Raw genomic sequence first — 13,651 nt, forward strand, 5'->3', positions numbered from 1 at the left:
CGCGCCCCAAATGCCACCCTATGTGTTAGACAAAGAAAACTCGGATGAAGGCATTTTCCCATGCTTGACGGATTTACAGCAGAGACACTGGCCCGGTTCCAATTCGCGTTTACCGTGTCGTTCCATATCATTTTCCCGTCCTTCTCGATCGGGTTGGCCTCCTATCTGGCGGTTTTGAACGCGCTTTGGCTCAAAACCCGCGACGAGACCTATCTGACCCTGTTCAACTACTGGAAGAAAATCTTCGCCGTGGCCTTCGGCATGGGCGTCGTGTCCGGCATCGTGATGTCGTATCAGTTCGGCACCAATTGGTCGGTCTTCTCCGACCGCACGGGGCCGATCCTTGGACCGCTCATGGCCTACGAAATCCTGTCGGCCTTCTTCCTGGAGGCCGGATTCCTGGGCATCATGCTCTTTGGCCGCAACCGCGTGGGCGACAAGCTGCATATGTTTGCCACCGGCATGGTGGCCTTCGGCACGCTGATGTCGGCCACGTGGATTTTGTCGGTAAACTCTTGGATGCAGACCCCCGCGGGCTATTCCATCAACGAAGTTGGCCAGTTCGTACCGGAAGACTGGTGGGAGATCGTCTTCAACCCGTCCTTCCCCTACCGCCTGACCCATATGGTGCTGGCCGCCTACCTGACCACTGCGCTGGTGGTGGCGGGGGCCGGGGCGTATCACTTCCTCAAGGGCGACGCCGACAAACCCAGCCGCAAGATGTTTTCCATGGGCATGTGGATGCTGGTCATCGTGACCCCGCTGCAAATCTTTGCCGGCGATCTGCACGGGCTGAACACCTACGAGCACCAACCGCAAAAGGTCATGGCGATGGAGGGGCATTACGACAGCTACCCCGAGGGCGCCCCGCTGATCCTGTTTGGCATCCCCAATGAGGAGGAGAAGCGGATCGACTACGCCATCGAATTCCCCAAACTGTCCTCCCTGATCCTCAAGCACGACCTGAACGCGCCGCTGGATGGGCTGGACACGATTGCCGACGAGGACGAGCCGCCCGTAACAATCGTCTTCTTCTCCTTCCGCATCATGATCGGCATCGGCTTTGCGATGCTGGGGCTGGGTCTGTGGTCGCTTTGGTCCCGCTGGAGCGGCACGCTCTACACATCCAAATGGCTGCACAGGGCGTCCTTCGCGATGGGGCCAATGGGGTTTGTCGCCGTGCTGGCGGGTTGGGTCACCACGGAAGTGGGCCGTCAACCCTTCACTGTCTACGGGCTGATGCGTACTTCCGAGAGCCTTGCGCCGGTGGCGGCCCCGGCCGTGGCGGCCTCGCTGATTGCCTTCATCGTGGTCTATTTCTTCGTCTTCGGCGCGGGCACTTTCTACCTGCTGCGCATGATGGGCGTGCCACCCACCGACCAAAAGAAAATCGGCCTGCGCGAGGGCCCGATGCGCGGCACCGGATTGCACCCGGCTGGCCCCCGCACCAGCCAACCGGCGGAGCAAGTGACATGATCTTTGGACTGGAACTTTCTTTCATCTGGGCCGGCATCATCGCCTTCGCGGTGCTGACCTATGTGATCCTCGACGGGTTCGATCTTGGCGTCGGCATGCTCTTCCCCTTCACCAAGAAGGAGAAGGAGCGGGATATGATGATGAACTCGGTCGCCCCCGTCTGGGACGGCAATGAGACGTGGCTGGTCATGGGCGGCGGCGGGTTATTTGCGGTGTTCCCGCTGGCCTACGCGGTTGTGTTGCCCGCGCTTTATATGCCGATCACCTTGATGCTGCTGGCGCTGGTGTTCAGGGGCGTGGCCTTTGAATACCGCTGGCGTACTGAGCGCTGGAAATGGGTCTGGGACATGTCCTTTGCGGGCGGGTCTTACATGGCGGGTTTCATGCAGGGTATCGCGCTTGGCGCGTTGGTGCAGGGCATCGAGGTCGCGGACCGCGCCTACGCGGGCGGCTGGTGGGATTGGCTGACGCCGTTCTCGATCCTGACCGGGGTGGCCGTCACCGTGGGCTACATGATGCTGGGGGCCACATGGCTGAATATGAAGCTGGAGGGTCGCATTCAATCCCATATGCGCGATCTTGCATGGCCCGCCGCCATTGCCACCGTGGTGTTCATGGGGGCGGTCAGTTTCGCGACCCCGTTCCTTGATCCGGTCTATTTCGACCGCTGGTTTGCTTGGCCCAGCATCGCATTTGCCGCCCTCATCCCGCTGCTGCTGGCCTTCTGCATCTGGCGGCTGTTCTTCGGGCTGTCGCGGCATCACGACACCGCGCCGTTCCTGTGCGCCGTGGGCATGTTCGTGCTGGGCTTCGTCGGCATCGGCATCAGCTTCTACCCGCATATCGTGCCGCCCGGCATGACCATCGCGGAAGCCGCAGCCCCCGACAGCAGCCTTGCCTTCGCGCTGGTGGGCGCGGTGATCCTGATCCCGATCATTCTGGCCTACACCGCTTATTCCTACTGGGTGTTCCGCGGCAAGATCGACCCGAATGAGGGGTACCACTGATGTCAAAGGTGGCGTGGTTCGTGGGCCTTTGGTTCGCTGGCGTCGCGGTGCTGAGCGTTGTGGCGTACCTGATCAAGCTCGCTATCTTGTGAGCCCGAAGCCGGACACAAGACGCGGCCTCGCCGTTCCCTCTGGTCGTATTTCCCGGCTGGCGCGGATGGGCGGGTTGGCGGCTTCGGTGGCAGGCAACGTCGCCCTTGCAGGCGGGCGGGAACTGGTGTCGGGCCGCAGGCCCGAGCTGCGCGATCTGGTGATGACGCCCTCCAACGCCGCGCGGCTGACCAAGCAGCTGTCGCAAATGCGCGGGGCGGCTATGAAGATGGGCCAGATGCTGTCGATGGAGGCCGCAGACCTGATGCCGCCCGAACTTGCCGACATCCTGTCCGCGCTCCGCTCAGACGCGCATTTCATGCCGCCCAAGCAGCTGAAACAGGTGCTGACCGCTAACTTGGGCGCAGGCTTCATCAAGCGGTTCAAACGTTTCGACGTACACCCCATCGCCGCTGCCTCCATCGGGCAGGTTCACCGCGCAACAACGACGGATGGCCGCGACATCGCGCTGAAGGTGCAGTACCTGGGCGTGCGCGACAGTATCGACAGCGACCTGCGCAATGTGGCCTCGCTGATCGCCATGTCGGGCATGCTGCCCAAGGGCCTCGATATTGCGCCGATGCTCGAAGAAGCCCGCCTGCAGCTGCATGACGAGGCCGACTATGAACGGGAGGCAAATTTCCTGCTGAGATACCGCAACCTGATGCAAGGGGCCGAGGGGTTCACCCTGCCCAGCTTGCAAGAGGATTTCGTCACCCCCGATATCCTGGGTATGTCCTTCGAGAAAGGCGTGGCAATTGAAGAGCTTGCCACGGCGGACCAACTCACCCGCGACCATGTCGCCACCGAGCTGATCAAGCTGGTGCTGCGCGAGCTGTTCGAATTTGGCGTGATGCAGACCGACCCCAACTTCGCCAACTACCGCTACAATGCGGAGACGGGCAATATCGTGCTGCTCGATTTCGGCGCCACCCGCATCTTCGCACCCGAGATGGGCGGTCAATACAAGGCGGTTCTTCACGCGGGCATGGCCGCCGACAGCGAGGCGTTGCGCGCGGCCTTCATCGATATCGGCCTCTATGACGACCAGATCCCCGAAGGTATCGAGGCGGTCCTGATGCACGTTTTCGAGATGGCCATGGCCCCGCTGCGCTCCGGTGCCGTCTATGATTTCGGCAACACTGACCTCTTGGGCGAGCTGCGCGAGGCTGGCCTCGACATGGCTGACGACCGCTCCTACGTGCCCCTCCCCCCTGTCGACACGCTGTTTCTGCAACGCAAAGTCGGCGGCATCTACCTGCTCGCCACGCGTCTGAAAGCGCACGTCGATATGGGCGCAGTGCTCGCCCCTTACCTCTGACCCATCATTGTTTCAAAAATACCTCGGGGGTTTGGGGGCAGAGCCCCCATGCATCGCGACGGGCAACGCCCGGCGCAAACCCTCATTCTCCAGACATATCCCGCCCTTCACGGCCCCGGTACGCAGGCAGTGACCAGTTGTAGCGCACGGCCAGAACCCGGATCACAAAGGCCAGCACAAAGCTGGCCCCCATGGCAACAACGCGGTCCACCCCGAACTGTACCATCACAACATAGGCGCAGGCGCCCGCGACGGCAGCCGCCACATAGATCTCGCGCCGCAGAATAATCGACGGCTCCTGCCCGAACGTGTCGCGGATGATGCCGCCCAAGGCGGCGGTCATCACGCCCATCATCACCGCCACCAGGGCGCTGGTGCCCGCATCCAGCCCCTTCGCCGTCCCGGCCACAGCCACCAAGGCCATGCCGAACGCGTCAAAGAACAGTATGAACCGATAACGTGATTCCAGAAGATGCGCGCCGAAATGCACCAACACGGCCGTCACCATGCAGGCGACCACAGGTGTCGGGTCCACCACCCAGAACACCGGCACACCCAAGACCAGATCCCGAACCGTGCCGCCGCCCACGCCGGTGATCACCGCCAGCCAGATGAAGCCCAGCACATCCAATTGCTTGCGCGACGCCACCAGCGCGCCGGTGATGGCAAAGGCCACGGCGGCGGCAAGGTCCAGAAACTGCAGGATGGGGGTGGGGCTGTCGAAGATCATGTCGGGCACTTTATCAGGGGAAGACATAACCCCAACGAAAAAGCGCGCCCCCAAGGGGACGCGCTATCAGGTCGACCGATAAGGCGCGGATTAAGCGGCTTCGGCCTGCGAGCGGCGTTCGCTCTCTTCGCGCGATAGCGCGACGGAGGTGCGCACACCATTGCCCACAAATTCCATCAGGCCCGACACAACCCGCTCGTTTGGGTCGATGCCGGCGCAGCTCAGCACTTCGCGCCCATCGCGGGAGCGTGCCCAGCGCGCAATTTGCTCTGGTCCATTTCCATATTTCTTATCGTCGGCAATCGCATCATCCAGCGCAGCCAGAACAACAGCCGCAAACAGCTTGCGGGAGCGTTGACCTTGCTCGAAGTTAAAAGCGGTACCGTCTACGAAATCAGCAGCCATTTCGCGTCCTTTTGTTTTTGCTCTTGTATCTTGGGCGTGGCGCTCTTTATGACGCATCTCTACCGATTCGTCATTGCAATTCTTATATAGCAGCTATGCGCTCAACGCATAACTTAAACCAAATTGTCACTGCATTTAGCTGTCTTGCCCCGGATTCATTACCAATATATAGGTCCGGCCAAAGTTCGATCAACCTTTTGTCAAGGAAATGCCACAATGCCAAAGATCAACGGAAACGAGATTCGTGGGGGCAATATCCTGGAACATAATGACGGCCTGTGGATCGCCGTTAAGGTTGACCACGTAAAACCCGGCAAGGGTGGCGCATTTGCACAGGTCGAGATGAAGAACCTGCGCAACGGGTCGAAATTGAACGAACGCTTCCGGTCCGCCGACAAGGTCGAAAAGGTCCGCCTTGAGCAGAAAGACCAGCAATTTCTGTTTGAGACAGACGGCATGCTGACCTTCATGGACACCGAAACCTACGAACAGATCGAACTGCCCGCCGACCTTCTGGGCGAGCGCCGCCCCTTCCTGCAGGATGGCATGAACGCGCAGATCGAATATTACGAAAGCGAAGCGCTGAGCGTGTCGCTGCCGCAAAAAGTCACCTGCACGGTGACCGAGACGGAACCGGTGGTCAAAGGCCAGACGGCGTCGAAGTCTTTCAAGCCTGCGGTGCTGGATAACGGGTTCCGCATCATGGTGCCGCCCTTCATCAACGTAGATGAGGCGATCATCGTCGACACGGAAAGCATGGAATATAGCGAGCGGGCCTGATAGGGCTGCCGCCTATGAAACGGCGCATCAAGACATTCGGCAAATTGGTGTATCTCGCCCTGACGGGCGGGGCCTCCCGCACGCGATTCCCCATTCACGGCGTGACGGTGGACATTCCTGCGGATGTGGACACACGCATCCGGTTTTTCATCGCCCGCAACCGGTACGAAAACACCGAGGCCGCCTTGATCCGCCAACATGTCGTCTCCGGCGAAACGGTGATTGAACTTGGCGGCGCGCTGGGCGTGATTTCCAAGGTGATCCGCGACCAGATTGGGCCGGAAGGGACCCATGTTGTGGTCGAACCCAACCCGGCCATCTTTGACATTTGCACCAAAAATGCCGGCAGCGGGGAACGCACCCATATGCGCCGCGCCGCGATTGGCTATGGCGTGGATGAGGTGGTATTGCAGCAGGATGCCTCCTTGCTGGACAACCGCGTGGTGGAGGGTGCCGCCGCCGGTGCGAACAGCTTTTCGGTGCCGACCACGTCGCTAAAAGAGCTGCATCAGCTGGTCGGTGGCCGCTTCACCCTGATCTGCGACATCGAGGGCATGGAGGGCGACCTGGTGGCCCAAGACGCCGAGACTTTCGCCCATTGCGACAAGATCATCATGGAGGTCCACCCGCAGTTCCTGGAACAGCGCGGCACCTCGCTGGAGACGATGATCGGGCAGCTTGAAGCCATGGGGTTCAAACAGGTCAGCCTTGAGAAATGGGCGCTCTACATGACGCGCTAGGCGTCGTTGGGGTGCACCACCCCGTCGACCCATCTGGCATCCCCCGCAATGCGTGGCGGCAGGCCCTCCACACAGGCAACATTGACCCCTATTTCCAACGGGTTGGACCGCCGGTTGTGATAGACATGGATGCCACAGGTTTTGCAGAAATGATGCTTCGCGGTCATCGTGCCGAATTGGTAGGTGGACAGGTTCTCCGCCCCCTGCTCGATCACCACATCATCTCTGCGCCCCGACACGGCTGCGGGGTATTTGCGGCGGCAGATAGAGCAATCGCAGCGGCGCAGGCCGTCTAATCCGCCCTCCATCTCGAAGGAGATCTTCACCGCACCGCAATGGCAGGTGGCAATGGAACGTTCGGTCATTTGCGCCTCGGGATAACGGGAATGGTGGAGGGTGAATACTTGGCGTCAGGATGTGGCGGGTGTCCCTCGGTCTGCTGCCAAAATGCTTGGCCGCCACGTCTGAGCCAAAACGGAATCAGGATCACGAAACCCGCAATGAACCCGCCCGCATGCGCCCAGTAGGCGACGCCGCCACCCGAAATATCCGCCGTGATCCCGTTAAACAGCTGAAACGCCATCCACAGGCCCAGCATCACCCAAGCCGGGATCGGGAAGATTTTGAAGAAGACGATAAAAATGATGATGATGTCCACCTTGGCCTTGGGGAAGAGCAGAAGGTACCCCCCCATCACGCCCGCAATCGCGCCCGACGCGCCCACATTGGGGATCGGGCTATTGGGATCGGCCAGGATTTGCCCGAAATCCGCCAGCACCCCGCAGGCAAGATAGAACAGCAGGAACGGCACATGGCCCAGCTGATCCTCCAGATTGTCGCCAAAGATGTACAAAAACAGCATGTTACCGGCCAAATGCATCCAGCCGCCATGCAGGAACATGGAGGTTACCAACGTGTGCAGGTCGATGCCATTGCTGATCTCGACGGGGCGCATGGCCCAGGCGTCCCAGAAGGCCCCCAGGTCGTTCGGGTTGTTGGTTTGCAACGGCCAATAGCTGAGGAAAATCAGGATGTTGGCGGCCAGGAGCGCGTAGGTCACATAGGGCGTGCGCTCGGACGGGTTGTGGTCGCGAATTGGAAACATGGGCGCGAGGCTGGCCTAGTCTGCCGCCAGAGGCAAGGGGGCGCAGAGTTTCACCGAAACTCTGCCTCCAAACTCTCGGGGAGAGTTTGGTGCCGCCCGTTACTGGCCGACCTCCGCCAGCAATTGCGCGTTGCCGCCCGAGGCTGTGGTGTCGATGCAGGTATGCCGCTCTGCGATGACGTCTGCAGGGCTGGGCGTGCCTGTTATCATTGACAAAATCGGCCCGTCACGCGCAGAGAGCAGTTTGCGGATTTGCCGCATCACCGCGCCGTCTTTGCCCCAGTAAAGCACGCCGCCAATGTCTTCGAGCTTGGCAATGTCATCCATCTCGCCCTCAATCGGGCGGCCACCGGCCTTGTCCACGGCCGCCATCTGCTTGCCAATATCGGGCCCGATGCACAGCATCGGCGCGCGGGGGAGGATGGTCAGCTGATTGCTCTCTCCGGTGGGTCCGGGCAATGTCTTTGTTCCGTCTACTTTGCGTTTGGACTGCGTATAAACAAATTTTGCGAGGTAGTTCGGCCCGCCCGCCTTGGGGCCGGTGCCCGACAGCCCCTCCCCGCCAAAGGGCTGCGAGCCGACAATCGCCCCGATCTGGTTTCGATTGACATAGATATTGCCCGCATGGACCTGATCGACCACCTGCTGCACCCGGTCGTCGATGCGCGAGTGCAGGCCGAAGGTCAGCCCGTAGCCGGTGGCGTTGATGTCGGCGATGACCTGATCCAGTTCGTGCGACCTGAAGGTTGCGATGTGGAGGACAGGGCCAAAGATCTCTTCGCCCATATCGGCGATGCCGCCGAGTTTGATCATGGTTGGGGCGATGAAGTTGCCGGTCGCTTTGTGCGGCGTCTCAAAGACCACCCTGCCCTCGCCCCGCGCGGTTTCGATATGGGCGGCGATCTTGTCGCGGGCGGGGGCGTCGATGATCGGGCCGATATCGGTTTCCATGTCCCACGGGTCGCCGACCTTCAAAGCGGCCATGGCACCGGTCAGCATCTCGGTTAATCCTTCGGCAATATCCTCCTGTACGTAGAGGCAGCGCAGCGCAGAGCACCGTTGCCCTGCGGACTGAAAAGCCGACGCGATGATGTCCCGCGTCGCTTGTTCCGGCAGCGCAGTGCTGTCGACGATCATGGCGTTCAGGCCGCCGGTTTCCGCAATGAGCGGCGCTTGGCAATTGCCTTTGGTGGCGAGGGTCTCGTGGATGCGTTTCGCTGTCGCCGTCGATCCGGTGAAGCACACACCGTCGATGGCGGGGCTGGCAGTCAATTCGGCCCCGACAGCGCCGCCGCCGGACAGTAATTGAAGGGCGGATTTGGGCACACCAGCTTTGTGCAGGAGTTTCGTGGCCAGTTCAGCGATGACCGGCGTTTGTTCGGCCGGTTTGGCCAGAACCGCGTTGCCGGTCGCCAAGGCGGCGGCGATTTGGCCGGTGAAAATGGCCAGCGGGAAGTTCCATGGCGAGATGCAGGTGAAGACGCCACGCGGCGCGCCTTTGTGATTTGCTGCCTCATCGGCGTAATAACGCAGGAAATCGACGGCCTCGCGGAGTTCTCCGATCACATCGATGGTGGTCTTTCCGGCCTCGCGGGCGAGCACGGCGAAGATTTGGCCGTAATTGTCCTCATAAAGGTCTGCGGCCTTGCGCAGCACGTCAGCGCGGGTTTTGACGTCGGCGTCCCACGGTTTGGCGGCTTTTAGCGCCTTGGCGGTATCGGCGGGTTTGAAGGTCAGCGGGGTGTCCGCGAACCTGGCGCGGGCCTTGGCGATGTTGGACATGTGGACGGGGTCGTTCCAGTCCCAGCCTTTGGAATTGATACGCGGCGCAAAAAGGTCGCGCGGGTGGGTGACCGCGGGATATGTGGCGTCTTCAATGTCGGTGAACGGGTCGGAGGCGACCTCGGTTGGGGTCACGTCTTCGTCGACAATTTGGTTGACGAAAGAGGAGTTCGCCCCGTTTTCCAGCAGGCGGCGGACGAGATAGGCCAAGAGGTCGCGATGCGCGCCGACGGGGGCGTAGATGCGGCAGCGGGTCTCGCCTTTGGCCATGACGAGGTCATGCAGGCGGTCGCCCATGCCATGCAGGCGCTGGAATTCGAATGATTGTGTGTCCTCGGCCATGAACAGGATAGCGGCGACGGTGTGGGCGTTGTGAGTGGCGAATTGCGGGTAGATGCGGTCCGTCAGGCCCAGTAATTTGCGGGCATTGGCGATGTAGCTGATATCTGTCGCAGGCTTGTGGGTGAAGACGGGAAAGCCGTCCAGCCCCAGCACTTGAGAGCGCTTAATCTCAGTGTCCCAATAGGCGCCCTTGACGAGGCGGACCATGATTTTGCGGTCATGGGTGGTGGCAAGCGCGTGCAGCCAGTCGATCACGAAGCTGGCGCGGTGTCCGTAGGCCTGCACCACGACGCCGAAACCGTCCCAGCCTTTAAGTGTTTCATCGCTCAGAGTTTTTTCGATGATATCGAGGGAGATATCAAGGCGGTCAGCCTCTTCGGCGTCGATGTTGAGGCCCACTTGGGCTTTTGCTGCTTGTTGGCACAGCTCCAACAGGCGGGGTTGCAGGATCGCCATGACGTCTTCTTTGTGGGGCGTCTCGTAGCGCGGATAGAGGGCGGACAGCTTGACCGAGATGCCGGGGTTTTCGCGGATATCTTGGTGGGTCGCGCCCTTGGCAATCTCGGTGATCGCGTCGCGGTAGGACTTGAGGTAGCCCAGCGCGTCGGAGTCGGTTTTGGCGGCCTCCCCAAGCATATCGTAGCTGTAGGTGAAGCCTTGGTCTTCCTCATCTTTGGCGCGTAGCATCGCGGTTTCGATGGTCTCCCCCAGCACGAATTGGCGGCCCATTTCTTTCATGGCGCGGGCGGTTGCGGCCCGGATCACCGGCTCCCCCAGCCGTTTGACCATGCCGCGCAGCTGGCCTGCGATGCCGGGTTCGTCGTCGGTCAACACCTTGCCCGTCAGCATCAGCCCCCAGGTGGAGGCGTTGACGAGGGAGGAGGAGGAATGGCCCAGATGCGTGCCCCAATCGGACGGGGCGATCTTGTCCTCGATCAGCGCGTCCATCGTGTCGGCGTCCGGCACCCGGAGCAAGGCTTCGGCCAGACACATCAGCGCCACGCCTTCATCGGTGTTGAGGCCGTATTCAGCGAGGAAGACCTCCATCAGACCGGGCTTGGCGGAGGTGCGGATGTCGGAGACCAGCTTGGCGCCGTCGACCACGATGCGAGCGCGTTCCTTGGCGGTAAGGTTGGCCATTTTGGTCAGACGGGCGACGGCCGCGCCCTCGTCAGGCATGGTGTGGGTGCGGATGGTTTTGCGAAGGCTTTCGAGGGATTTCATAGCAGCACCTTTTGACATAGATTACATGCAGTTTAGCATATTTCTTGATTTACTCTCTCCATTTTTGATAGAAACGTGGTGAAATTCTCTGACGAACGGCAGATGCATGGATAAGACCTTAGACGACTATGACCAAGCTATTCTGCGGGTTCTGGCGGCGGAGGGGCGCATTTCGATCACCGATTTGGCGGGGCGGATCAACCTGTCGAACACGCCGACGCAGGCGCGGGTGAAACGGCTGGAGAAGGACGGGATCATCACGGGCTACAAGGCGATGCTGGACCCGGTGAAACTGGGGCTGGACCACATCGCCTTTGTCGAGGTGAAGCTGGACGACACGCGGGAGGCGGCTTTGAGCGCGTTTAACGCTGCCGTCATGGCGGTGCCAGAGGTGGAGGAATGCCACATGACGGCGTCGCGGTTTGACTACATATTGAAGGTGCGCACGTCGTCGATGAAGGCGTATCGACAAGTCTTGGGGGAGCAAATCTCGTCACTGCCGCATGTGTCGAACACCTCGACCCATGTGGTGATGGAGGCGGTGAAGGAAGAGCTGATTTAGCGGTCGAAGACGAAGACCCAGATGAAGACCGGAGCCAGCTGCATCAGCGCGGCCAATGTCAGGATGAGACGCGGGATCAGGGTTTGGAACCTGCGCCAGAGGATAGCTAGGCAGGTGACGCTTGCGACCATCTCGATAGGTCCGACGACGCCTGCATAGTGGTTGCGATCCCAATAACTGACGGGGCTGATGAATTTCCAATCGGTGGCGGGCCAGAAATGCGCGCGGGCGTCATCGTTGTGCAGCGGAAAATCAAGCGCCAAATGCAACAGCCCCGCGCCTGCGAAGGCGATGAAGGCCGGGCTTTTGGCCCAAAGCGCAAAGCCCAGGAGCCCGCCCCAGACGAAGAAGGAGTTATCGACCGCGAAGATCGCCTGCCATGTGTCGGAATAATAGAGGACGCGGAAGACGATCTCTGCGTCGGTTCCCATCAAGAACAGGTGCCAGCTGGCCATAAGATAGAGCGACAGATCGGGGGCAAGCGCGCCGAGCAATGCGGCGGTTGTGACGCGGGGCTGGCCTTCCTTCGCGAAGGCGGCGGCGCCGAAAATCAGATGAGTCGGGGTGTTCATGTGGTCTTTACTTTGGTGCCGCTTCTTGTCACCCCGAAACCGTAACGGCAGGAGCGTGAAATGGCCAAGGCGATTATGATCCAAGGGGCGGGCTCGAATGTGGGCAAGTCGGTGATCGTGGCGGGGCTGTGTCGGGTGTTTGCGCGGCGGGGCCTGCGCGTGCGCCCGTTTAAGCCGCAAAACATGTCGAATAACGCTGCCGTGACGAGCGACGGCGGGGAAATTGGCCGCGCGCAGGCCCTGCAGGCTTTGGCCTGCGGGGTACCCGCGGTGGTGGATATGAACCCTGTGTTGCTTAAGCCTGAAAGCGATGTAGGCGCGCAGGTGATCGTGCAGGGCAAACGGTTTGCCACGTTGAAGGCGCGGGATTACGCGAAGGCGAAGCCGGAGTTGTTGTCGAAGACGGTAGAAAGCTTTCAGCGTTTGGCGGCTGATGCGGATTTGGTAATTATCGAGGGCGCGGGCAGCCCGGCGGAGATCAACCTGCGGGCTGGTGATATCGCCAATATGGGCTTTGCCGAAGCGGTCGGCGCGCCGGTGGTGTTGGTGGGTGACATCGACCGAGGCGGCGTAATTGCGCAGCTGGTGGGTACGCATGCGGTGCTGCCGGCGGAGGATTGCGAGCGGATCGTGGGCTACTTGGTGAACAAGTTTCGCGGTGACGTGTCCTTGTTTGATGAGGGCGACGCGGCGATTGCCCAGCGCACGGGCTGGGCCGCGTTGGGCGTGCTGCCGTGGTTTACCGATGCGTGGAAGCTGCCCGCGGAAGACATCATGGATATTGCGTCCTCGAAGGGTGCGGGGATCAAAATCGCGGTGCCACGCCTGTCGCGGATTGCCAATTTCGACGATCTGGATCCGTTGAGCCAGGAACCCGGTGTGTCTGTCGAAATAATCGAAGCGGGACGTCCCCTGCCCGGCGACGCCGATCTGGTGCTGATCCCCGGATCGAAATCCACCATCGGAGATCTGGCGCATTTCAGAGCGCAAGGCTGGGATATTGATCTGACCGCGCATGTCAGGCGCGGCGGGCATGTGTTGGGGATTTGCGGCGGCTATCAGATGTTGGGGCGGCGGATTGACGACCCGGAGGGCATTGAGGGCGCGCCGGGCGCGGTCGAGGGGTTGGGTCTGCTCGACGTTGAAACCGTGATGTCGCCAGAAAAACAGCTGGCGCAGGTACGTGGTGAAACACGGCCCGGCGGCACAGAAGTGACGGGCTACGAGATCCATATCGGGCACACCACCGGGCCGGATTGCGCGCGCGCGTGGTTGGAGATTGCGGGCAAAGCCGCTGGCGCGGCTTCAGAAAATGGCCGGGTGCGCGGCTGCTATTTGCACGGGCTTTTTGGGTCGGATGCGTTTCGCGCGGGCTTCATCGCCGAGCTGGGCGGTACTGCGCAGGTGGGCGACTATACCGCGTCCGTCGAAGACGCCCTAAACGCCCTAGCCGATCATATGGAGGCGCATGTCGACCTCCCTCGCCTACTTGCGCTTGCGACGAATGTTTAGATT

14 protein-coding genes are annotated in these 13,651 nt (G+C 60.9%); 8 read left to right on the forward strand and 6 right to left on the reverse strand.

Annotation, left to right across the window (positions count from 1 at the left end):
- Positions 1–60 precede the first annotated feature (60 nt).
- The 4 genes from Q0899_RS08025 to Q0899_RS08040 are packed head-to-tail and all read left to right on the forward strand — an operon-like array spanning position 61 to position 3,894.
- Positions 61–1,476, forward strand: a complete 1,416-nt coding sequence (locus Q0899_RS08025) for a cytochrome ubiquinol oxidase subunit I (RefSeq protein ID WP_299192032.1) — start codon at positions 61–63, stop codon at positions 1,474–1,476.
- Entirely contained in the window at positions 1,473–2,483 is a 1,011-nt protein-coding gene (gene cydB, locus Q0899_RS08030; RefSeq protein ID WP_299192034.1) for a cytochrome d ubiquinol oxidase subunit II, read from the forward strand. Before Q0899_RS08025 ends, cydB begins: the two co-directional genes overlap by 4 nt.
- Complete coding sequence (locus tag Q0899_RS08035) at positions 2,483–2,575, forward strand: DUF2474 domain-containing protein (protein ID WP_299192036.1); 93 nt, start codon at positions 2,483–2,485, stop codon at positions 2,573–2,575. The genes cydB and Q0899_RS08035 overlap by 1 nt, the downstream gene beginning before the upstream one ends.
- Complete coding sequence (locus Q0899_RS08040) at positions 2,572–3,894, forward strand: AarF/ABC1/UbiB kinase family protein (RefSeq protein ID WP_299192038.1); 1,323 nt, start codon at positions 2,572–2,574, stop codon at positions 3,892–3,894. The genes Q0899_RS08035 and Q0899_RS08040 overlap by 4 nt, the downstream gene beginning before the upstream one ends.
- An 82-nt stretch (positions 3,895–3,976) precedes the next feature.
- Here the strand turns inward: Q0899_RS08040 and Q0899_RS08045 are convergent, their stop codons facing one another.
- Together Q0899_RS08045 and Q0899_RS08050 are read right to left on the reverse strand one after the other, a co-directional pair.
- Positions 3,977–4,651: a trimeric intracellular cation channel family protein gene (locus Q0899_RS08045; RefSeq protein WP_299192040.1), complete on the reverse strand. Its 675-nt coding sequence runs from the start codon at positions 4,649–4,651 to the stop codon at positions 3,977–3,979.
- A 63-nt stretch (positions 4,652–4,714) separates the two neighbouring features.
- Positions 4,715–5,029 carry a DUF6280 family protein gene (locus Q0899_RS08050; RefSeq protein WP_298296748.1) on the reverse strand — a complete coding sequence of 105 codons (315 nt, stop codon included), beginning with the start codon at positions 5,027–5,029 and terminating at the stop codon, positions 4,715–4,717.
- Positions 5,030–5,245: 216 nt separating this feature from the next.
- Between Q0899_RS08050 and efp the strand changes: the two genes are divergently transcribed.
- Both efp and Q0899_RS08060 read left to right on the forward strand, forming a co-directional pair.
- Entirely contained in the window at positions 5,246–5,809 is a 564-nt protein-coding gene (gene efp, locus Q0899_RS08055; RefSeq protein WP_299192043.1) for an elongation factor P, read from the forward strand.
- A 14-nt stretch (positions 5,810–5,823) separates the two neighbouring features.
- Positions 5,824–6,549 (forward strand): FkbM family methyltransferase, encoded by a 726-nt coding sequence (locus Q0899_RS08060; RefSeq protein ID WP_299192045.1) that lies wholly within the window; start codon positions 5,824–5,826, stop codon positions 6,547–6,549.
- Here Q0899_RS08060 and Q0899_RS08065 read toward each other — a convergent pair.
- The 3 genes from Q0899_RS08065 to Q0899_RS08075 all read right to left on the reverse strand — a co-directional run bounded on the left by Q0899_RS08065 (position 6,546) and on the right by Q0899_RS08075 (position 11,002).
- Positions 6,546–6,914 carry a GFA family protein gene (locus Q0899_RS08065; protein ID WP_299192047.1) on the reverse strand — a complete coding sequence of 123 codons (369 nt, stop codon included), beginning with the start codon at positions 6,912–6,914 and terminating at the stop codon, positions 6,546–6,548. The genes Q0899_RS08060 and Q0899_RS08065 overlap by 4 nt on opposite strands.
- Positions 6,911–7,654 (reverse strand): rhomboid family intramembrane serine protease, encoded by a 744-nt coding sequence (locus tag Q0899_RS08070; RefSeq protein ID WP_299192049.1) that lies wholly within the window; start codon positions 7,652–7,654, stop codon positions 6,911–6,913. The genes Q0899_RS08065 and Q0899_RS08070 overlap by 4 nt, the downstream gene beginning before the upstream one ends.
- A gap of 99 nt (positions 7,655–7,753) precedes the next feature.
- Positions 7,754–11,002: an L-glutamate gamma-semialdehyde dehydrogenase gene (locus tag Q0899_RS08075; RefSeq protein ID WP_299192051.1), complete on the reverse strand. Its 3,249-nt coding sequence runs from the start codon at positions 11,000–11,002 to the stop codon at positions 7,754–7,756.
- 106 nt (positions 11,003–11,108) lie between these two features.
- Between Q0899_RS08075 and Q0899_RS08080 the strand changes: the two genes are divergently transcribed.
- Positions 11,109–11,564, forward strand: a complete 456-nt coding sequence (locus Q0899_RS08080; protein WP_298296729.1) for an Lrp/AsnC family transcriptional regulator — start codon at positions 11,109–11,111, stop codon at positions 11,562–11,564.
- On the opposite strand, the gene Q0899_RS08085 is transcribed toward Q0899_RS08080, so the two are convergent.
- Positions 11,561–12,136: a cobalamin biosynthesis protein CobQ gene (locus Q0899_RS08085; protein WP_299192054.1), complete on the reverse strand. Its 576-nt coding sequence runs from the start codon at positions 12,134–12,136 to the stop codon at positions 11,561–11,563. The two genes, Q0899_RS08080 and Q0899_RS08085, sit on opposite strands and share 4 nt — an antisense overlap.
- Before the next feature lie 60 nt (positions 12,137–12,196).
- Here Q0899_RS08085 and Q0899_RS08090 point away from each other — a divergent pair, with 60 nt between their 5' ends.
- Entirely contained in the window at positions 12,197–13,648 is a 1,452-nt protein-coding gene (locus tag Q0899_RS08090; RefSeq protein ID WP_299192056.1) for a cobyric acid synthase, read from the forward strand.
- Positions 13,649–13,651 lie beyond the last annotated feature (3 nt).

This window comes from uncultured Litoreibacter sp. (assembly GCF_947501785.1).
GTDB lineage: Bacteria > Pseudomonadota > Alphaproteobacteria > Rhodobacterales > Rhodobacteraceae > Litoreibacter.